Origin of the sequence: Catenovulum adriaticum, from assembly GCF_026725475.1 — a bacterium.
Taxonomy (GTDB): domain Bacteria; phylum Pseudomonadota; class Gammaproteobacteria; order Enterobacterales; family Alteromonadaceae; genus Catenovulum; species Catenovulum adriaticum.
This window is the reverse complement of the sequence record NZ_CP109965.1, coordinates 570,748-590,757: the sequence shown is the minus strand read 5'-3', so window position 1 is coordinate 590,757 and position 20,010 is coordinate 570,748. Positions and strand designations below refer to the sequence as shown.

General features: G+C 37.4%; 18 protein-coding genes. 13 read left to right on the top strand and 5 right to left on the bottom strand.

Annotated features, from left to right (window positions below):
- Positions 1 to 7 precede the first annotated feature (7 nt).
- Positions 8 to 274, bottom strand: coding sequence for a Sec-independent protein translocase subunit TatA (tatA, locus tag OLW01_RS02565; protein WP_268075065.1), 267 nt, complete (start codon positions 272 to 274; stop codon positions 8 to 10).
- Between the two features lie 86 nt (positions 275 to 360).
- On the opposite strand from tatA, the gene OLW01_RS02560 reads away from it, so the two are divergent.
- From OLW01_RS02560 to OLW01_RS02550, 3 genes are read left to right on the top strand one after another with little or no spacing between them, the layout of a single operon-like run.
- Complete coding sequence (locus OLW01_RS02560; protein ID WP_268075064.1) at positions 361 to 1,335, top strand: hypothetical protein; 975 nt, start codon at positions 361 to 363, stop codon at positions 1,333 to 1,335.
- A gap of 29 nt (positions 1,336 to 1,364) precedes the next feature.
- Positions 1,365 to 1,565, top strand: a complete 201-nt coding sequence (locus tag OLW01_RS02555; RefSeq protein WP_326498590.1) for a YqaE/Pmp3 family membrane protein — start codon at positions 1,365 to 1,367, stop codon at positions 1,563 to 1,565.
- A 10-nt stretch (positions 1,566 to 1,575) separates the two neighbouring features.
- The gene (locus OLW01_RS02550; RefSeq protein ID WP_268075063.1) at positions 1,576 to 2,217 is read left to right on the top strand and encodes a DUF2959 domain-containing protein; all 642 of its coding nucleotides are present in this window, start codon (positions 1,576 to 1,578) and stop codon (positions 2,215 to 2,217) included.
- 69 nt (positions 2,218 to 2,286) lie between these two features.
- Here OLW01_RS02550 and OLW01_RS02545 read toward each other — a convergent pair whose 3' ends face one another.
- The 4 genes from OLW01_RS02545 to OLW01_RS02530 form a co-directional block, all read right to left on the bottom strand.
- Positions 2,287 to 3,879 (bottom strand): porin family protein, encoded by a 1,593-nt coding sequence (locus tag OLW01_RS02545; RefSeq protein ID WP_268075062.1) that lies wholly within the window; start codon positions 3,877 to 3,879, stop codon positions 2,287 to 2,289.
- 61 nt (positions 3,880 to 3,940) lie between these two features.
- Positions 3,941 to 4,864, bottom strand: coding sequence for an XrtA-associated tyrosine autokinase (locus OLW01_RS02540; RefSeq protein WP_268075061.1), 924 nt, complete (start codon positions 4,862 to 4,864; stop codon positions 3,941 to 3,943).
- Positions 4,864 to 6,483, bottom strand: a complete 1,620-nt coding sequence (locus tag OLW01_RS02535; RefSeq protein ID WP_268075060.1) for an XrtA system polysaccharide chain length determinant — start codon at positions 6,481 to 6,483, stop codon at positions 4,864 to 4,866. Before OLW01_RS02535 ends, OLW01_RS02540 begins: the two co-directional genes overlap by 1 nt.
- A gap of 33 nt (positions 6,484 to 6,516) precedes the next feature.
- Positions 6,517 to 7,152 (bottom strand): XrtA/PEP-CTERM system exopolysaccharide export protein, encoded by a 636-nt coding sequence (locus tag OLW01_RS02530; protein ID WP_268075059.1) that lies wholly within the window; start codon positions 7,150 to 7,152, stop codon positions 6,517 to 6,519.
- Positions 7,153 to 7,581: 429 nt separating this feature from the next.
- Between OLW01_RS02530 and OLW01_RS02525 the strand changes: the two genes are divergently transcribed.
- From OLW01_RS02525 to OLW01_RS02480, 10 genes are all read left to right on the top strand, one after another.
- The gene (locus tag OLW01_RS02525; protein ID WP_268075058.1) at positions 7,582 to 8,997 is read left to right on the top strand and encodes a TIGR03013 family XrtA/PEP-CTERM system glycosyltransferase; all 1,416 of its coding nucleotides are present in this window, start codon (positions 7,582 to 7,584) and stop codon (positions 8,995 to 8,997) included.
- Positions 8,998 to 9,030: 33 nt separating this feature from the next.
- Positions 9,031 to 9,843 carry an XrtA system polysaccharide deacetylase gene (locus OLW01_RS02520; protein ID WP_268076139.1) on the top strand — a complete coding sequence of 271 codons (813 nt, stop codon included), beginning with the start codon at positions 9,031 to 9,033 and terminating at the stop codon, positions 9,841 to 9,843.
- 72 nt (positions 9,844 to 9,915) lie between these two features.
- A complete protein-coding gene (locus OLW01_RS02515) occupies positions 9,916 to 10,953 on the top strand; it encodes a FemAB family XrtA/PEP-CTERM system-associated protein (RefSeq protein ID WP_268075057.1) in 1,038 nt (345 codons plus the stop codon).
- A 13-nt stretch (positions 10,954 to 10,966) separates the two neighbouring features.
- The gene (locus tag OLW01_RS02510; protein WP_268075056.1) at positions 10,967 to 12,175 is read left to right on the top strand and encodes a TIGR03087 family PEP-CTERM/XrtA system glycosyltransferase; all 1,209 of its coding nucleotides are present in this window, start codon (positions 10,967 to 10,969) and stop codon (positions 12,173 to 12,175) included.
- Positions 12,176 to 12,193: 18 nt separating this feature from the next.
- A complete protein-coding gene (gene xrtA, locus OLW01_RS02505; protein ID WP_268075055.1) occupies positions 12,194 to 13,639 on the top strand; it encodes an exosortase A in 1,446 nt (481 codons plus the stop codon).
- Complete coding sequence (locus tag OLW01_RS02500; protein ID WP_268075054.1) at positions 13,626 to 14,747, top strand: TIGR03088 family PEP-CTERM/XrtA system glycosyltransferase; 1,122 nt, start codon at positions 13,626 to 13,628, stop codon at positions 14,745 to 14,747. Before xrtA ends, OLW01_RS02500 begins: the two co-directional genes overlap by 14 nt.
- A gap of 9 nt (positions 14,748 to 14,756) precedes the next feature.
- Positions 14,757 to 16,661 (top strand): XrtA/PEP-CTERM system amidotransferase, encoded by a 1,905-nt coding sequence (locus OLW01_RS02495; RefSeq protein WP_268075053.1) that lies wholly within the window; start codon positions 14,757 to 14,759, stop codon positions 16,659 to 16,661.
- A complete protein-coding gene (locus OLW01_RS02490) occupies positions 16,651 to 17,859 on the top strand; it encodes a glycosyltransferase family 4 protein (protein ID WP_268075052.1) in 1,209 nt (402 codons plus the stop codon). The genes OLW01_RS02495 and OLW01_RS02490 overlap by 11 nt, the downstream gene beginning before the upstream one ends.
- The gene (locus OLW01_RS02485; RefSeq protein ID WP_268075051.1) at positions 17,849 to 19,021 is read left to right on the top strand and encodes a glycosyltransferase family 4 protein; all 1,173 of its coding nucleotides are present in this window, start codon (positions 17,849 to 17,851) and stop codon (positions 19,019 to 19,021) included. The genes OLW01_RS02490 and OLW01_RS02485 overlap by 11 nt, the downstream gene beginning before the upstream one ends.
- Positions 19,018 to 20,001: a sulfotransferase gene (locus tag OLW01_RS02480; RefSeq protein WP_268075050.1), complete on the top strand. Its 984-nt coding sequence runs from the start codon at positions 19,018 to 19,020 to the stop codon at positions 19,999 to 20,001. Before OLW01_RS02485 ends, OLW01_RS02480 begins: the two co-directional genes overlap by 4 nt.
- Positions 20,002 to 20,010 lie beyond the last annotated feature (9 nt).

Here is a 20,010-nt window from a genome sequence, read left to right as displayed (position 1 = left end):
CAATAATCTACTTTTCTTTTGAGGTTTGTTCAGTTGTTTGTTGAGTTTGATCTACATTCTTAGCATTTTGTTGTTCAATGTTTTTATGAGTCTCTTCAGACAAATTGTCATCCTCTTCTTTTGAATTGGATTCGTCCGATTTATACTCTTCTTTAAAACCTCTCAATGCACCACCTAAATCACGACCCATATTTTTTAATTTTTTGGTGCCGAATAATAAAACGACTATGATTAATATAATGAGTAATTGCCAAACACTAATGCCACCGAGCATAAAAGACTCCTATCGTTATCTTGTAGTTATAATTTTAGCTAAGCTTGTTTTAATCAAGTTTGCTATTTGCAGGGGTATCAATAAAAATGATATTCCCTATTAAATTTTCTTTAGCCATTGCGCCGTATATTAATGTAACTTGTCGGTATTTGCCAACAACTCTTGCCATATTTGCCATTTTGTTTAATCAAAACATTTTCGCGAAAGAGCAAATTGGGTGGCTAGATAATGTACAAACCGGAGTTACCCACTCAATTGATGCAAGTGCTAACTGGATCGACGATTTTTTCGAGCAAAGTAATGCAACTGAACAAGCTGAAGCTTTCGCTAAAGTTCGTTTAGGTTTAATTCCCATTGAAGGTGACTGGCAACGTTTTGAGAGTAAAATAAGGTTGCGAGCTAAACTGCCCAATTTAAAAAATAAATGGGACATTATTGTTTCAGATTATGATGACAACAATGAGCAAAGCATCACAGATGAAGCCATTAACGATACCAATGGTACACAACGAGAAGAACAGCTCAATTTAGCCATAAGAGTGACCCACAGTTTAAAAGATAACCAATACATTTCGAGTCGCATTGGCTTTGCTAAAGGTGCTGATCTATATATAAAAACACGCTACAAACGTAGCTTCACTCCATTGAATTGGTTAAAAATAGAATTAGAGCCTGCACTATACTATTATTTAAATCATGGCTGGGCGAGCCGAGTGAATTTAGATTTTGAACTCGCTAAAACTGAACGTGGTTTATTAAGACAAACCAATAGCTGGGAAAGTATTCAAGATGAAGATAGTCCAACTTGGCGTCAAAGCTTACTATATTATTATCAACTAAATACCCAGTCCGCGATTATCGGTGGTGCTTTTGCTACAGGCGAGATAGAGCAAGGCTATCGCTACAATAATAAAGGCTTTTTTGCACGTTACCGATGCCAAGCTATCAGAAAGTGGATATACTTTGAAGTTGAACCTTTTGTACACTTTCCTGATTACAGAGAGTTTGAACGTACTTATGGTATCGCTTTACGAGTCGAAGCCAACTTTGGCAACAATTAATTCAATAGAATAATAACCAGGAATACAATATGTTATATCTTCTCGCTATTTTACTACCGCCTATTGCCGTCTTATTTGTTGGACGACCTATCCTTGCGTTACTAAATTTATTTTTGTGTTTATTTTTTTATATTCCAGGGATAGTGCATGCACTTTTTTTAGTACACAGTGCAAAATCTGATAAGCGCCAAAAAGAATTAATCGAAGCGATGAAAAGCAATCAAAGATAAGGAAAAATTGATGAAAAATTCACTATTAATAGCATCAAGCTTTTCGCTATTAGTCGGCTGTCAGTCGGCTTACTATTCAGCGATGGAAAAAGTAGGCTATCACAAAAGAGATATTTTAGTCGATCGCGTTGAAGATGCTCAAGATTCACAAAAAGATGCTCAAGAACAATTTAAATCTGCGCTAGAGCAGTTTAAATCAACCGTTCAATTTGATGGTGGAAAACTTGAAAAAGTATATAACCAACTTAACGATGAGTATAACGAGAGTAAAGAGGCTGCAGAAGCAGTTAGCGAGCGTATCGAAAAAGTAGACAGCGTTGCTCAGGCGCTTTTTGACGAATGGCAAGATGAACTTGAAGAATATAGCAATGCCAGACTCAAACAGCAAAGTGCAGAGCAACTCAGGGAAACCAGACGCCAATACAGCAAGCTAATTCGTTCAATGCGTAAAGCAGAAGATAAAATGAAGCCATTTTTAACCGCCTTTAACGACAATGTTTTATTTTTAAAGCATAACCTAAATGCGAGCGCAATTAGTTCACTTAAAGGAGAGTTACTTAATATTCAGCGGAATGTCGATGGCTTAATTAAAGAGATGGGCAAATCAATTGATGAGTCAGATCAGTTTATCAAGTCGTTAAAAACGTCATAGCGGCAATAAAACAGCTAAAAATTGAAAGGCTAATTTGTATGGACCTTTCAATTTTTAACACCGTAATGGTTAATACTGATAACTTATTTGTGCATTAAACCGAGTATCGTAAGATTCAATACCCGCGGCATTAGAGTCGCGTTCTCTTCTAGACACACCAATTTGTGTAGACAAATACTGCGATAATTGTTTATTTATAAAAAAGGAAAGCGAGGTATTTTTATCAACCCGGTCTCCTGCGTCAGACTCATACGTATTTTCATTCCGTCGCAAATTAGCAACCGCGCGAGTCTTGGGAGAAATAGCATAACTTGCTGCTAATGTAACAGATTGTGTTTTACGATCATTTCCGACAGAAAGCCCTTCTAGCCCTCGTTGCTGACTGTACACATAGCTAATGTTTAATTTTAACTTCCGAGTGTTATCATACCCTAGGCTTAACGCTCCTGAAGAGAATTTAACCACTTCGTCATTCAACTCTATGTCCTGTCCGATAATATCGAACTGTTGTTCACCCGGTTGCATCTGATAATTTGGATCGGTAGGCTGAAAACATTGGGTAAAATCGATGGCCTCGATAGGACAAACAAATGACCCTACAACACCGGAAACAAACTGCCGCCTAGAATTAATATCAACACCTTCACTGTAAGATGCTCGAGTTTTAAAAAACCGGCTATTTTGATTTACATCTAATTGATAATTTTCACCAAATTGATTTCGGTTTGCACTGAACATAAGCGATGATCTTGATGATGGAATCCAATTAATTTCACCACCAATATAACTCTGTGTCTCCTGTTCGCCCGTTTTTGAACGGTAAGCTAATAAATTGATGTAACTCTCACGAGTAAAACTCCAACGTAAGCCAGTACCATACTCCCGGTAAGATAAGCCATCACTTAGTGCCGTATCATTATCTATTTTATTTTTATCAATTCGAGCATTAAGAACCCAACCAAATGAACTCGAAAGAGGGATATCTAGATCCGTGGAAAAACTAGATTGAGTATAATCTTCTTGGTTTGCTCTGTCTGACTGAGACACAGCCATATTGACGTTCCACCCAACCCCTTGATTAAGCGGACCACTACCAAGCGTTACAGACCCACCTTTAGCACTTGTGTCGAAGTTATTTACTGAATAATTACTATCGGTTAAGTCAGCCTCTACCGTATCATCGGCTTCGGTTTGTCGATAAAACACATTTGCCAATAAATTTAACTGGTGCTGACTAACAATTTGATAGGTTAAATCGGTTTGTAAATTGGTTACACCCGTTAAATTTTCACTGCCAACTATTTCATCACTAAATGATCCAAGGCGTGAATCGGCAACACGGTGAGATTTACTAATAGTAGACCGCCAATTCAAAGCATCTGCAAGTATTTCCAAATCAGTTGTTAAATTATAATTCAAAAATTCAGAGTCAGTCTCTGCTTCTTCTTTATGCTGAGTTTTAATATACTCCGCATAACTAGATATATTTAGCTTACGACTCTCATAAACCATAGCCAAAGACGGCGTATACTTAATAACCTGCTCGTTTACTTTGATCTCATCTTGCTCAGAGCCAGTTAGGCTTGTGCTTTTTGAATCAACTTTATAATAATCTACGCTCATCGCGGGTTTAATTTGAAGATCGCCGGCGTTTGCTGTCATACAAATCAAAGAACCAGTTACAAACCAAACCCTTCGCGAATGCAATGTGAGCAGTAAAAAATTATTTTTCAGAGGCGTAAGCATACGCGTAGCCATATCCATATCCTGTAGTTGAGTCTTGCTTTTTAGCTTTATTCATCACAAAGCCAATTGCTTTCTCTTGATCCAGTTGTTCAACGGCTTGCTTAAGCTCACCTAGATGCGTTTTTTCTTCTTCAACTACGATTAAGATTTGCCCTGCCAAATTAGCTAATACCGCAGTTTCGTTAATCCCTAATAGAGGCGGCGCATCCATGATAACGATTCTGTCTGGGTAACGTTTTACAAACTCTTCTGCCAACAGCGCCATTTTTTCACTCGCCAGTAATTCTGTAGATAAATGACTTGGCCTACCAGCAGGAATAAATCTGAGATTATCAATATTGGTCTTATACATAATGTCGGTGACGTCATTGACTTCTTCAAGTAAAAATTCCATCAAACCCGCATCGACTGAATCTTCTACTTGAAATTTTTTACTAATCGAAGGTTTTAAAACATCTGCATCTACCAAAAGTACCGTTTTGTCTTGCTCGAGAGCTATACTCAAAGCTAAGTTAATTGCCGTGAACGATTTTCCTTCTCCAGGCCTCGTGCTTGTTACAGTAATCAAATTAGAAGCTTGTAAAGTTTTCGCCAAACCACCAAACGCGTTACGTATTACTTTGCGTTTAATCGCTCTAAGTTCTTCGTTAATCAGTTTTCTATTTGAAGAAAGCGACACATAGCCTTGCTGATCCATAGTGTCCAGCGGAATCGTTACTGATTTCTCCGACGTATTACTAGGTCGAGTTTCAACTTGCTGAACCCTCGCTTCGGCATCAACCGGTGTTGAAGAAGCTGAAAACGATTTTTCTTGCAACGTTTCTGATTCGACTTGTTGATTTTTTTTCTTTTCTTGCTCGGCAAGTTTTTGCTTAGCCAAAGCTTTTTCAATGGTACTCATTAGAAAATAGACCTCACTTGCTCAGTCGCCACAGAAAACAACTTAGACATAAATTCACTATTAAGCCGGTAGCCCATAGCATCTAACAACATAAATCCAGCAAAACCAATAAGAATTAAGCTGTTAGAAACCCAGAACACAATAAGTTTTTTGTTTTCAACTTGTTTAAGCTGCTTGATACTAACGTGCGAAATAGCACCAAAGACAGGAAACCCTGTTGCTCGAGTTAATTGAGATGGCCTTAACACAATAGGCTGTAACTGACTAATTAAAAATGCCAACGCAATACCTGAACCAAAACCAACAATTAATATTGCGACATTAAATAGCAGTCTATTTGGGCCTGAAGGCTCAAGCGCTTTTCGAGGTGGTTCAATTACACGAAACTGCACGTCATCCGATTGCAAATCTGCTTGCTGTGACATCTGCATGGCTTCTCTGCGACTAAGTAGCTCATTATATTTACTTTTAGTAATACCATAATCTCGATTTAGCCCAGCCATTTCGGCTTCAATTTGGGGAATTAAATCCATTTTACCTTCAAGGCTCGCGATTTTTTCCTGATACGACTGCTTTCTAACCTTCAAAGATGCCAATTCATTCTTTAAATTTTGCATCGTTATCGCCATTTCTTCACCAACTCGACCTTTCACGTTGGTTGCATCACCTGGCTCATCACCCAATGATTGTTGATAGCTTTTAATTTCTTGGTTACGCATTTTTTCTAACGATGTGAGCATAGAACGAGTTTCAATTACATCTGGATGCCGAACAGTATAACGAATTAATAACTCATCCAACTGCTGTCTCAACGTTTCAATTCTACTGTCATATTGAGTTTCAATTAAGTTCCCCGTTGACGATGACGTAGACAAAGAATCTTTTGTTTTTTGAAGAGCACCCGTTAATTGCTCTAAACGAGATTCCGTTTCTTGAATCTGTAACTCATTGTTTTCAAGTTGACTTTTGAGCGAAGACAATTTGCCATAAACGCCTCCAGAACTCTCAACTAAAACATCATTATGCTTGCGCTTAAAATCAGACAGTCTCAATTCAGATGCCGCTAAACGTCTTTCATATTCAGAAATCTGAGAATCTAAAAATTTGTTCGCTGTATCAGAGTCTTTGCGGTTTGAGCCCAAGGTTGATTCAACAAATAAAGTTAAAGTTTCTTCAACTACACGCTTTGCGACATTCGGATCTTGATGTTCAAAATTAATCGTATAAATATTTTCACGACCTGAAGCACGAAAAGAAATTTCTCGTTTCAGCATATTAATAAGTGACTCATATTGCACCGCATTTTGAGCCGTTATATCTAAATCTGTATTACGTGCAATTTTTTCTAAATTTGGACGGCTCAACAATGTTTTTGCCATCAATTGCAACTCTTGGTCTATATTAGTTTGAAGTGCCAAACCTCTCAATAAAGGTTGTAATATTGAGCGAGTGTCAGCATAAACCTTGGCAGATGATTGATACACATCTTGCATATTAGCGACATATAACCATGAAATAGGGCAAATCAGCCAAGTGCAAACTATAATAAAACGCTTTTTGATCCAAATGCCTTTTAGATAGCCAAAAAGCTCATCCAGCGTTTGTTGAATGTTATCCATTAAAAACGAAACCTCAAAATATCAAGCTAAAAGTTAAAACCAAGCTTCTGGTATTATTATTATATCGCCAGGCAATAAATCAACATTTTCGCTGATATCACCAGAATTAATTAAACTATTAATTTCAACGTCATAGGTTACTTGTTTGCCTTCTACTACACGCACTAATTTAGCGCCGTCGCCATCTGCAAACTGTGTTAAGCCGCCCACTTGAATCATTAAGTCAAGTAGTGTCATATTTTCTTGATAGCTAACAGCCATGGGCTGCGAAGCTTGACCGATCACTCTAACCTGCTCGCTTAGTGGGCCAATAAAACCATTAACACTAACAGTGACTATTGGATCTTTAATATAAGTTGCAAGTATCTGTTCAACACTACGCGCAAGCTCAGTGGGTGTTTTTCCAGATGCTTCGATATCCTCAACCAAAGACGTGGTAATTTTACCATCAGGTCTAACTGTAAAAGATCCTGATATATCTGGGTTACGCCATACAAATATACTTAAACTGTCGCCAGGACCAATTAAATAATTATAAGCGTTGATATTGGTGGTTTTCGATGGGTGATTTGTAGCTGGGGGGAGATAATTAGCCGAGCAGCTAATTAACGTGTATGCCACACCACAGGCTAATGCGATACGGGCTATATGCTTGTTCGTACACAGCATTTTGTTATTCCTTTACTTATAGTCAATATTATCGAATTAATTTTAAGCTATTAGATCATAATAGAGGAATCAAAAATTAAATCAATCAAACAATCGAAGTTAAATTATTTTGACGCAGTTGAATATGCAAAAGTTTAAGCTTATGTTAGTTTAATTGCCTAGATAAGATTATAAAATTAATAGTGATATTCTTGGATATGAAATATAAGTATAATTTTAATATCATTTAAAGTCTGTTGTTGTTCGTAACACAGCATAGTATACTGAAAACTTAAAAACTCACGCCAATCTGTAATTTTTTAAATTTGCTGTCGGATAAGCGTTGTGCGCCAATAATATAAATCTATTTGAGATCTAGTTAAGCTTAAATATTAGTCTTACTATTTAGCCTTACTATAATGCACAAAGTGATATGGAATTATAACAAGCATGGCTTACACCTACTCTGGTCACACACACCAGAAAATCAAACCTTTAATCATAATAGAAACAACAATCTTATGTATCGCTGGGTACATTGGGCTTTACTTATCATCATTTAATCACCCCTTTAATGATTTTGAAAGTATTCAAGTTCATATTGTTAATGTACTCATCTTTGTTGTTATTGCTCAACTTTCACTACTTTCAGTGGGGCTTTATGAACTAAGGTTACGAGAATCAATACGCGGTATTTTTAGAAGAATATTGGTCAGTATAGGTTTAGCCTACTTCTGCCACGATGCCATTATTTTAAACATCATCCCCAGTCTTAAATTAAATCCATTTTTTGTTCCGTATACCGCCTTAGCTGGGATTGTTGGAGTTTCAGCTTTTAGATACATCATTATGGATAATGAATGGTTTGGCTTCTCGCGAAAAGATGTATTGGTGATAGGTGCAGGTGAACGAGCGTCAATTATTGAGCGAAGAATGCGACGCAGAGCTGACCGACGAGGTATCAATCTTGTGGGTTTTATCCCCCTGCAAGGCGACAAACAAAATAGTATTATTAATGAAAATATTATCGAGCTTGATGTAAAAAAAGATCTAGAAAAATTTGTTATCGAAAATGACATTCAAGAAATCATTATTGCATGTGATGAAAGACGAAATGCACTCCCTCTCGAAGCGTTATTTAACTTTAAAATCCGTGGTATAGAAATAACAGATATTCTAGATTTTATTGAACGTGAAACCGGACAAGTAGCAGTCAACTTAATTTATCCAAGTTGGGTCATCTACTCTAACGGCTTTCACACCAATAACCACCTGCGAGATTCTATTGATTATTTATTTAATGCCTTTATGGGCCTATTAGTATTTTTACTAACATGGCCGCTGATGTTGATTACTGCCTTATTAATTTACATTGAAGACGGCAGACGAACTGGTGCTTCTGTATTTTATAAACAAGAACGTGTGGGCCTAGATGGACGAGTATTTAAAATTATAAAATTTAGAAGTATGGGCCCTGATGCTGAAAAATCCGGCGCACAGTTCGCACAAAAGAATGATGATAGAACCACTAAAGTAGGTAAATTAATTCGTAAATACCGGATTGATGAACTTCCACAGTTATTTAATGTATTCCGCGGTGAAATGGGGTTTGTTGGCCCTAGACCTGAGCGACCTCAGTTTGTTACTCAATTTATTAAAGACATCCCATATTACAACCAAAGACATAATGTAAAGCCAGGGCTAACGGGTTGGGCGCAATTAAAATACCCTTACGGTTCCACATCGGAAGATACAATTGAAAAACTAAAATATGACCTTTATTACATTAAACACAGATCAATTATGTTCGATATTTTAATATTACTTAGAACCTTTGAAATTATTTTGTTTGGCAAAGGGCGTTAAACTGTGAATAAAAAGTCTAGTATTATTAATGCAATGACAGTTGATGTGGAAGATTATTTTCACGTTTCGGCTTTTGAAAAACAATTTAGTCGAGATGATTGGGATAAAATTCCGCATAGAGTCGAAAAAAACACTTACCGCCTATTAGATTTATTTGATGAAAATAACTGTAAATCAACTTTTTTCATATTAGGTGTTGTCGGTGAAAAATACCCCCAATTACTTAAAGATATTCATAATCGTGGGCATGAAGTCGCCAGCCATGGTTACGCTCACCGGCGGGCAACCACTCAAACTCGAGAAATATTTAAAGCAGATGTAGAACGCTCTAAAAAACATATCGAAGATACCATTGGGGCATCCGTTTTAGGGTATCGAGCACCCAGTTTCTCGATAGATGAATCAAACGAATGGGCTTTTGAAGTATTAACAGAATTAGGCTTTTTATATAGCTCTAGTACCTACCCTGTAAAACACGATTTATATGGCACACCACATTGGCCTAGATTTAAATATCAAAGATCAGAAGGAATCACTGAAATTCCAGTACCTACTTTAAAATTAGCAGGTAAACAGCTGCCAATAGGTGGTGGGGGTTATTTTAGATTATACCCAACTTTTTTAGCGCATGCGTTAGTTGATAAATATCATGAAAAAGAACAAAAACCTTATTCGTTTTATTTTCACCCGTGGGAAATAGATCCAAAGCAGCCTAGGGTTGAAGATGCTCCGTTTAAATCTAAATTTAGGCATTATTTAAACTTAGATAAAATGGAATCTAGATTAGCGACTTTGTTAAAAAGATATCACTGGTCAACCATGAAAGATGTTTATCAAATAAAATAATAACTACATTTCCATCAAGCTCAGTGGTACTAACCATTACAAGCTTAAAAAAATTAAAAGAAGAGCGATAAAATGGCGTCGATTCAAAAGTTAGCGGTAAACTCCAACTCAGAAAAATGGGATCAGTTTGTCCATAACCACCCTGAAGGCACTTTTTTTCATTTAGCTGGCTGGCAAAACGTTATTCATAACACTTATCAACATAAATGCTGGTATTTGTATTCAGAAGATGAAAAAGGCAATATTTTAGGTGTGTTGCCTTTAGTTGAACTAAAAAGCAAATTGTTTGGACATTCATTAGTTTCAACCCCTTTTTGCGTATATGGCGGTGTCATAGCTGAATCAAACGAGAGCAAACAAGCGCTTGAAGAGCACGCTATTGAACTTGCAAAAGAGCTAAATGTTGATTATCTCGAACTAAGATACCAAGCACCACAACACAACGATAAATTTCTCACTAAAAGCATGCATTCCTATTTCACTTACGAATTAGGAGAAACTGATGAAGCTATTTTAGCGGGCATAAAAAAGAAGCAGCGAGCAGTTATTCGCCACGCACTGAAAGAGCCTTTAACAACGAACTTTGATGCTAAAGTCACTCATGTTCACGATATCTACGCGGAAAGTGTACGTAATTTAGGCACTCCTGTATTTCCAGCTAAATACTTTAAAAATTTAAAACAAGAATTTGGTGAACAGTGTGAATTAATGACGGTAGAAAGTAACAATAAAGCGGTCTCGGCCGTCATGAGTTTTTATTATAAAAATGAAGTGTTGCCATACTACGGTGGCGGTTTGAGCGAAGCTAGACAGTTAAAAAGTAACGATTTAATGTACTATGCGTTAATGTGTCATGCAGCCAATAATAAACAATGCACTCGTTTTGATTTTGGGCGCAGTAAAAATGATTCAGGTGCCTATAAATACAAAAAACATTGGGGCATGGAGCCTCAGCCTTTGTATTATCAATATTATTTAGTAAAAGCCACTGAGTTACCCAATTTAAGCCCTAATAATCCTAAATATAAAATGTTTATAAAAATGTGGCAAAAACTGCCGTTGTGGGCAAGTCAAAAACTTGGACCTTTTCTGTCTAAGTATTTAGGTTAAGGGAGATACATGGATGGAACCTTTATTGTTTTTATGCCATCGTATCCCTTTTCCACCAAACAAAGGCGATAAGATACGCTCATTTAATATTCTGAAATATTTAAGTCAGTCGTACGATATTTATCTAGGCGCTTTTGTTGACGACGAAAATGACTGGCAATATCTTGATGCGTTAAAACCCTATTGCAAATCCAGCTGTATTTTGCCGCTTCCAAAAAAGCGAGCTACCATTAAAGGCTGCACAGCATTTTTAACTGGTAATCCAATTACCATCCCCTATTACGCCGACTGGCAAATGAAAGCTTGGGTGGAGCAAGTGGTTGCCTCTCACATTGAGCTCAGCAAAGCATTTATTTACTCTTCATCGATGGCACAATATTTAGAGCGTCCAGGTTATAACTTTCTGACCAAAGTTATCGATTTTGTAGATGTAGATTCAGATAAATGGCGACAGTATGCCCAAGGTAAACGCGGGATTATGCGTTGGGTTTACCACCGAGAATACAAACGATTAGCGCAATACGAAAATGATATTTGTGCCCATTTTCAGGCCAGTATTTTTGTCTCGCAAGATGAAGCCGAACACTTTAAACAGCGTCAAAGTGAAGCCAATGCAAATAAAGTGCATGCAATACAAAACGGCGTTGATTCTGAATACTTCAACACAAATGCCAGTGGTATAAAACCTTTAATCACATCAGAGCCTAGTATTTGTTTTACTGGCGCAATGGATTACTGGGCTAATGTAGACGCTGTGGTCTGGTTTTGTGAAGCCGTTTGGCCTGAATTAAAAAAACAGATTCCTCAATTAACCTTTAATATTGTCGGTGGCAATCCAACCGAAAAAGTAAAAGCGCTTAGTCGTCTGGAAGGCGTTAACGTCACAGGCAGAGTTGAAGATGTCAGGCCTTATATTAAAGCAGCCACGCTTGTCGTTGCCCCAATGAGGATTGCACGAGGAATTCAAAATAAAGTATTAGAAGCCATGGCAATGTCGAAAACCGTTGTAATGACCAGCATGGCTGCAGAAGGAATTCAATTGCCTTTCATACAAAAACAGTACATTCAGGATGATGAACAAGAAACAATTAAAGTAATAAAAACACTGTTTTCAGATCAAGAAAGTTTAGATAAAGTTGGCAGTGCTAATCTCGAAATTATCCAATCACATTATCAATGGCAGGCCGTCTTAAAGCCTTTTGATCAAATCTTTATTGAGTAAATTTGAAGGCATATGGATATGAAAATAAATCAAAAATTCTTCAGTTATTGTCTAGGTTTATTATTCATTTGGTTGTTAAGCTATTATTCTGCTTTATCTAATATGGTGCAGGTTTGGTATCAATCAAATACCTACACACATGGTTTTTTTATTGTGCCGATTGTATTTTATTTACTCTGGCAAAAAAGGCATGGTTTAGATTACCGGCTACAAAAAAGTGAATGGTTTTGGCTGCTACCTTTAATACTAATCCAAGGCGCATTTATCGTTTTTACGCTACTGGGTATTAATTTATTAACTCAATTATGTGCCTACTTAACACTTTTACTTGGTATCACCAGCCTGTTTGGTTGGAGATTTGTTATTCAAATAGCTTTTCCGCTTGGCTACTTAATTTTTGCCATCCCTTTTGGTGAAGAGTTTGTACCTGGATTACAGAATATTACGGCTCAGCTAAGTGTATTTTTTCTAAATTTAATCAATATCCCAGTATACCAAGAAGGTTTATATCTATATATACCCAACGGTACATTTGAAGTCGCAGAAGCTTGTGCAGGCATTCGATTTTTAATCGCATCGGTCGCTTTGGGCTGTTTATATGCGTATCTGAATTATCAAAAAATGTGGAAGCGAACCTTATTTGTACTAATCGCTTGCACTTTGCCAATTTTGGCTAATGGTATTCGAGCATTTGGTATTATTGTTATCGGCCACTACTCTGATATGAAGTATGCAACTGGCGCCGATCACTTAATTTATGGTTGGTTCTTTTTTGCTTTTATCATTTTATTATTGTTTTGGATTGGTCAGATAGGTCGAGATCCTGAGCCAGAATATAAAACCTCGTCTAAACATAAAACAGGCTCGTTAAACGTTAGCCCTTATTTAGTCAGCTTAATTGCCATTACTTTGGTTGCAACTGCTGGTTATTTAAATTACTTAAAAAAATCAGATTCAATCCAAAAAGCTAATTTACAAACCCAAATCTCACAAATATTCCCAGGCTTCGAACTAAGTAACGAGTTAACATGGCAACCTATATTTACAGACGCCCACGCTCAAGCTCAAGGTAAACTTGAGAGTAACTCTGTTTATGTTGCGCAATATACCCACGACAATTCATCACACGAGTTAGTTAGTGGTTTACACCGCCATTTCGACATTGAAAGATGGACATTATTCGACAGCCATCAAGTTAAGCTAAATAACAAAAGCTATACCGAATTAACACTCGTCACAGTACAGGGACACAAAATAAAAGTCAGATACTGGTATCAAGTAAAACAACAGCAAAGTAGCGACAAACTACGCACGAAAATAGCCCAGTTAAAAAGTAAATTACTACATCAACATGGTGCTGGGTATTTTATTGCTGTGCAAATTAGCAAAGATTTCGACGAGCAAAATTGGCCAGCCTTAATGCACAGATTTAAACAGCTAGACATAAATTATGAAACCGAATAAACCTAAACATATAGTTCATTTAATTTACCGGTTAGACATTGGTGGGCTTGAAAGAGTTATGGTCAATTGCATCAACGCCATGCCACCTACTCAATATAAACACTCCATTATTGCGCTCACAGACTATTCTGATGAATTTGTAAAGTTAATTGAGCGCGACGTCGACTTATATTCCATCAAAAAACCTGAAGGTCATAGCTGGAAAGCCTTTTGGTTGGTATTTAAACAACTATGGAAACTAAAAGCAGATGTACTGCACAGCTATAATTTACCCACACTAGAGTATCAAATTTGCGGTTTAATCGCAGGTATACCAAAACGTATTCATGCTGAGCATGGGCGAGACATATACGACCCAGAAGGTAACAACAAAAAATACCAAAAATTACGGCAAATTATTTCACCTTTTTTAGATAAATTTGTTTGTGTATCTGACGACTTATATTCATGGTTGATGCAAACTGTCAATATTGCCCCAAGCAAATGTCAGCTCATTTATAACGGAGTTGATACCGAAAAGTATCAAGTATCAGACCGTAAGTCAGTATTAGATGAAAGCCAGCAAGATAAGTTTGTATTTGGCTGCGTTGGGCGCTTACAAGCAATTAAAGATCATCAGTTACTTATTCGTGCATTTACGTTAGCATGCGAGCAAGATACTAGTTTTGCAAATTGCACACAATTAAGTTTAATTGGTGATGGTCCGCTTCGTACTCAGCTCGAGCAACAAGTACAAATAGCCGATACACAATTTAATATTTGGTTTGCCGGTGCTAGGCATGATATGGCAAATGTCTATCATTCCTTTGATGTATTTGTCATGTCTTCTTTAGGGGAAGGCATTCCTATGACAATGCTTGAGGCCATGTCTACAGGTTTACCCGTTGTTAGTACTAATGTCGGTGGCATATCTGAAATTGTATCAGAACACACGGCAATACTTGTACCACCAGCACAAGCTAACTTATTAGCAAATGCCATGCTTAAAATATTTTACCAATCCAAGACTGAAGATTTTCAACAAATGAAAATAACAGCAAGAAAAGACGTTGTGGAAAACTTCAGTGAGCAAAGCATGGTTAGCAGTTATCAGCGAATTTATAAATAGGACCATCATATGTGCGGAATTGCCGGCATTTTATCATTCACGCCTGACGAAAAAATTGAGCAAACTCTACTTGAAAAAATGAATAACGCTCAACAACACCGAGGTCCAAACGATCAAGGCTACTATAACCAAAACGGTGTAGGCTTAGCCCACAGACGATTATCTATTATTGATCTATCTGGTGGTCACCAACCTATCTTTAATGAAGATGGACAAGTGGTTGTGGTCTTTAATGGTGAAATTTATAATTTTCAAAATATTGCAGAAGAATTAAAAAAGCTTGGTCACACTTTTAAAACACACAGTGATACAGAAACTATAGTTCATGCATGGGAAGAATGGGGTGTAAATTGCCTTGAACATTTCAACGGTATGTTTGCATTTGCATTATGGGATAATAACAAAAACGAACTTTTTATTGCACGCGATCGAATTGGTGAAAAACCGCTACATTACGCGCTAATTGATAACCAACTTATTTTTGGTTCAGAACTTAAAGTATTAAAGCAACACCCAGCTTGTCCCAAAGAGATAGATCCCCGCGCAATAGAAGATTATCTAACATTAGGCTATATTCCAGACCCAAAATGTATCTACAAAAATGTGCACAAGTTACAAGCAGGTCACTATCTCCATATTAAAAAATCGGATAAAGACACGGTTAAACAAATCCAATATTGGGACTTACCTTGGCAGGAAGCGCCTTACACAGATACCCAAACAATTAATCAAGAGCTGATTAATCGTTTAAAAGCCGCTGTTGATTTACGCCTAGTATCAGAAGTTCCTTTAGGTGCATTTTTATCTGGCGGTGTGGATTCAAGCGCCATTGTAGCTATGATGTCTCAACTACAAAACCAGCCAGTTAACACCTGCGCTATTGGTTTTGATGTGCCTGAATTTAACGAAACTGATTTTGCACAACTGGTCGCCGAACGATATAAAACCGAACATAGGGTAGAAATCATTAATCACCAAGATTTTGATTTAATTGATAAACTTATTCAAGTTTACGACGAACCTTACGCAGACAGTTCAGCCCTACCAACCTATCGCGTATGTGAAATGGCACGTAAACATGTCACTGTTTGTTTATCTGGGGACGGCGGTGATGAATTATTTGCTGGCTATCGTCGCTACAAGTTACATTTACAAGAAGAAAAAGCCCGAAACAAAATACCATTTGCGCTACGTAAACCCATTTTTACAACCTTAGGTAAACTCTACCCTAAAGCAGATTGGGCACCTCAATATTTAAGAGCCAAAACCACCTTTCAATCATTAGGCATGTCTAGCGCGCATGCTTACTTAAATAGTATGAGTAAACTCAGAAGTGACGAAAGAAATAAACTTTACAGCAAACAATTTAAGCAAAAACTAAATGGCTACGACTCACGGGCGGTATTTGATCAAGTTTTAAACGGTAAGAAATTTAAAGATCCTCTTAAAATGGCACAGTATTTAGACTTTAAAACCTGGATGACAGGCGACATCTTAACTAAAGTAGACAGAGCCAGCATGGCACACGCATTAGAAGTAAGAGTGCCCATGCTAGACCATACTTTTGTAGAATGGGCATTTAAAGTACCATCAGAGCTGAATCTTAAACAAGGCGAAGGCAAAGCCAGTTTAAAGTCATCGCTCGAACCTCACTTGCCGCATGACAACCTATATCGTAAAAAAATGGGCTTTAGTATTCCTTTAGCGCAATGGCTACGTGGCCCACTTAAAAATAAACTAGAGTCAACGCTTAACTCTGTTGAGCTTAAAAATATAGGCATTTTTGACAGCCACCAATTAAATAAATTGAATCAACAGCATCAATCAGGACAAAGCGATCATTCAGCTTCATTATGGACGATTATGATGCTTGGTCTCTTTTTAAAACGGGAGGCATCATCATATGCAAGTTGATAACATTAAGTTACTGACAATATCCAGCTTATACCCTAATAATCGCGACTTTAAGCATGGAGTATTTGTCGAAACCCGCTTGCGTAACTTAGTCAAAGATTACCCAAAAATTACCCCTTGTGTCATTGCACCCGTTCCCTGGTTTCCGTTTAAAAACACATGCTTTGGTGAATATGCGAGGTTTGCTGGTGTAAAAACAAAAGAAGAGCGCCACGGTATTACGATTTACCATCCTAAATATTTGGTGATTCCTAAAATTGGTATGTTACTGACCCCTTGGTTAATGGCTCACAGTATAAAAAGGTGTATTAAACGGTTACAGCTTCAAGGTCAAAAATTTGATGTGATTGATGGTCATTATTTTTACCCCGACGGAGTTGCTATTGCGAAAGTAGCTGAGGAACTAAATATCCCTTTTACCTGTACTGCACGTGGCACTGATATTAATTTAATTCCACAGCAAGAAAAACCTAAACGCCTAATTCAAAGCGTATTTAAAAAAGCAGATCATTTAATGGCCGTCTGCAAAGCATTAAAAGATGAAATGGTCAGCTTAGGCGCAAATGAAAATAAAACATCTGTACTTAGAAACGGGGTTGACTTAAGTCTATTTACCCCTTCGGATGAGGCAACCCAACGACAGCTAAAAAAAGAACACCTTGCTGACAAAAAACTTATTTTATCAGTTGGCTGGCTAATTGAACGAAAAGGCCATTTTTTAGTTATAGATGCCATTAAAAATTTACCTGATTGCCACCTAATGATTGCCGGAGACGGCCCTGACAAACAAAAATTAGAGCAACAAGTTAAACAACTAAAGTTAACCGATCGCGTGAGTTTTTTAGGCGCTTTGCCACAAGCAAAATTAAGCCAGTATTACCGCAGTGCAGATGCGCTTGTATTAGCCTCAAGCCGTGAAGGCTGGGCAAATGTGCTACTTGAATCTATGGCTAGCGGAACCCCAGTTGTAGCGGCGAATATATGGGGAACTCCCGAAGTGGTCGCCAGTCCTGAAGCTGGTATTTTAGTTGAGCGAGACTCAGCCTCAATAGAGCAAGGTATTAAAACTTTACTAAACAATCCACCAAACCGACTGCAAACACGTTTATACGCCGAGCAATTTAGTTGGGCAGAAACGTCTGACAAACAATATCAAATTTTTAGCAGTATTATTGACGGAAACCAGCATGACAGATAAACCTTTAAAAATACTATACCACCACAGAATCGCCTCTAAAGATGGTCAGTATGTGCATGTTGAAGAAATCATTAATGCGCTTAAACAAGAAAACCAGCAAATTATTTTAGTTGCTCCAAAAGTTGCAGAAAACAGTGATTTTGGCAGCGATGGCGGATTTGTCGATGCGCTAAAAGCCAAGCTACCACAATTTATTTATGAATTGCTGGAATTTACTTACGCTTTTTACGCTTTGTTGAAACTCAGTATAGCGATCATAAAACACAAGCCCGATGCTATATACGAAAGATACAACCTTTTTCTACCTGCGGGTATTTGGGCAAGCAAGCTTTTTAATTTACCTTTATTACTAGAAGTAAACGCCCCACTCTACCAAGAGCGTAAAAAATACAATGGCATCAGCATGGACTGGCTCGCTAAATGGAGCCAGCATTATTGTTGGAAAAATGCCAACAAAGTTCTACCTGTTACCAATGTATTAGCCGATTACATTCGAGAAATTGGAGTCAGCGAAGATAAAATCCAGGTTATTCCTAACGGTATTAACGAAGCAAAGTTTTTAGCACCAACCAAAAAACCGAGTGAATTACCCGACTTAACCAATAAAACCGTTATCGGATTTGTTGGTTTTGTTAGAGACTGGCATGGTTTAGACCGGGTTTTAGAGATCATGGCAAAATTAAATGATCCATCGCTATTTTTTATGATTATAGGGGATGGACCAGCAGTAGAAAACTTAAAGGCACAGGCTGAATCATTAAACTTGAGTCAACAAATATATATATCCGGCATCATCCAGCGAAATCGTATGCCTGATTGGCTGTCACAAGTTGACGTCGCCCTTCAACCGGATGTAGTCGCGTACGCTTCACCACTAAAAATGCTCGAGTATTTAGCATTAGGCAAAGCCATAATAGCGCCCAATACACCGAATATCCGTGAGTTGCTTGTTGATCAGCAAAACGCATTATTATTCAATAGCAACTCAACACCCACCTTTAGTGATTGTTTAACCCGTATGTTAAGCGATAAAAACCTTAGTCAACAACTTGCTGAACAAGCGGCACAAACCATCAGCCAAAAAAAATTAACTTGGTTAGCCAATGCCCAGCATATTATAACTTTATTTAAAAAACTAAAAACACAGGATGCTCAACGATGAAACAAGCTTTACTCGTCGGAATGCCAAGATCGGGAACCACTTGGCTTGCTAAAGGCGTTGATCGACAAAAAAATACAATTTACTTTCATGAGCCCGATAGTGAAGAAAAAATAAACATACCCCATTTTATCGAAGACACCGAAGTAGAAAATCATATTGATACTGTGCGTCAGTATTTACCCGGCATCATAAACAATAAATCGTTAAAAGTGATCGGCCGTTTACCGTTTTATCCAAAAGAAAAGCTTTCAAGTATCGCATTGAACACTAACAAAGCTAAAATATACTTGGCTAAAATAGCGAATAGCTTATTTAAAAAAATTAATATTAAAAAAGCGTCAATTAGTCTTCCAAAAAGCCAAGACAATGTGATCTTCTGGAAATCAATTGAATCGCCAGCTCGCCTAAATGTGCTTGCTCAAGCAAATCCGGAAATGCCAATTGCTTATGTCGTTCGTCATCCTTGTGGTGTCATCAATTCAGAGTTGAGAGGCATTAGCAGCCATGAGTTTGGAGACAACCTACCCATTTATCAAGCATTCGGATTAATGGAAGAGTTAGTCAATTCATCAGTAGGAAAAGCGCTCAATTTTGATATGGATCAGTTTAAAGCGTTAACGCCGGCGCAAAGGCTCGCCGTACGCTGGCTAATTTACAATGAAAAAGCGTTAAACGATGTAAAAAATAATGACAACATAAAGTTATTTATCTATGAAGATATTTGCAGCGATCCCAAAAGAGAGTTTAAAAAAATATATGACCACTTAGGTCTTAAAGATAACGGAGAAATTGAACAATACGTTTTAGAAACAACCTCCAGTGAGACGGAAACGTATTATAGTATTCAAAAAGATCCACTGCATTCAGCAATGAAGTGGCGCAAACAGTTACCAGCAGAAGATCAGTTGGCCATTCAAGATATTTTAAAAGGCACTAGGTCTTATCAACTGTTTGAACAATACAATACACCGTCTGCGTAACAAATAAAT

Bases quoted from the DNA above. Each gene is read 5' to 3' on its own strand.
- tatA (WP_268075065.1), bottom strand. From the start codon at position 274: ATGCTCGGTGGCATTAGTGTTTGGCAATTACTCATTATATTAATCATA.
- OLW01_RS02560 (WP_268075064.1), top strand. From the start codon at position 361: ATGATATTCCCTATTAAATTTTCTTTAGCCATTGCGCCGTATATTAAT.
- OLW01_RS02555 (WP_326498590.1), top strand. From the start codon at position 1,365: ATGTTATATCTTCTCGCTATTTTACTACCGCCTATTGCCGTCTTATTT.
- OLW01_RS02550 (WP_268075063.1), top strand. From the start codon at position 1,576: ATGAAAAATTCACTATTAATAGCATCAAGCTTTTCGCTATTAGTCGGC.
- OLW01_RS02545 (WP_268075062.1), bottom strand. From the start codon at position 3,879: ATGACAGCAAACGCCGGCGATCTTCAAATTAAACCCGCGATGAGCGTA.
- OLW01_RS02540 (WP_268075061.1), bottom strand. From the start codon at position 4,864: ATGAGTACCATTGAAAAAGCTTTGGCTAAGCAAAAACTTGCCGAGCAA.
- OLW01_RS02535 (WP_268075060.1), bottom strand. From the start codon at position 6,483: ATGGATAACATTCAACAAACGCTGGATGAGCTTTTTGGCTATCTAAAA.
- OLW01_RS02530 (WP_268075059.1), bottom strand. From the start codon at position 7,152: ATGCTGTGTACGAACAAGCATATAGCCCGTATCGCATTAGCCTGTGGT.
- OLW01_RS02525 (WP_268075058.1), top strand. From the start codon at position 7,582: ATGGCTTACACCTACTCTGGTCACACACACCAGAAAATCAAACCTTTA.
- OLW01_RS02520 (WP_268076139.1), top strand. From the start codon at position 9,031: ATGACAGTTGATGTGGAAGATTATTTTCACGTTTCGGCTTTTGAAAAA.
- OLW01_RS02515 (WP_268075057.1), top strand. From the start codon at position 9,916: ATGGCGTCGATTCAAAAGTTAGCGGTAAACTCCAACTCAGAAAAATGG.
- OLW01_RS02510 (WP_268075056.1), top strand. From the start codon at position 10,967: ATGGAACCTTTATTGTTTTTATGCCATCGTATCCCTTTTCCACCAAAC.
- xrtA (WP_268075055.1), top strand. From the start codon at position 12,194: ATGAAAATAAATCAAAAATTCTTCAGTTATTGTCTAGGTTTATTATTC.
- OLW01_RS02500 (WP_268075054.1), top strand. From the start codon at position 13,626: ATGAAACCGAATAAACCTAAACATATAGTTCATTTAATTTACCGGTTA.
- OLW01_RS02495 (WP_268075053.1), top strand. From the start codon at position 14,757: ATGTGCGGAATTGCCGGCATTTTATCATTCACGCCTGACGAAAAAATT.
- OLW01_RS02490 (WP_268075052.1), top strand. From the start codon at position 16,651: ATGCAAGTTGATAACATTAAGTTACTGACAATATCCAGCTTATACCCT.
- OLW01_RS02485 (WP_268075051.1), top strand. From the start codon at position 17,849: ATGACAGATAAACCTTTAAAAATACTATACCACCACAGAATCGCCTCT.
- OLW01_RS02480 (WP_268075050.1), top strand. From the start codon at position 19,018: ATGAAACAAGCTTTACTCGTCGGAATGCCAAGATCGGGAACCACTTGG.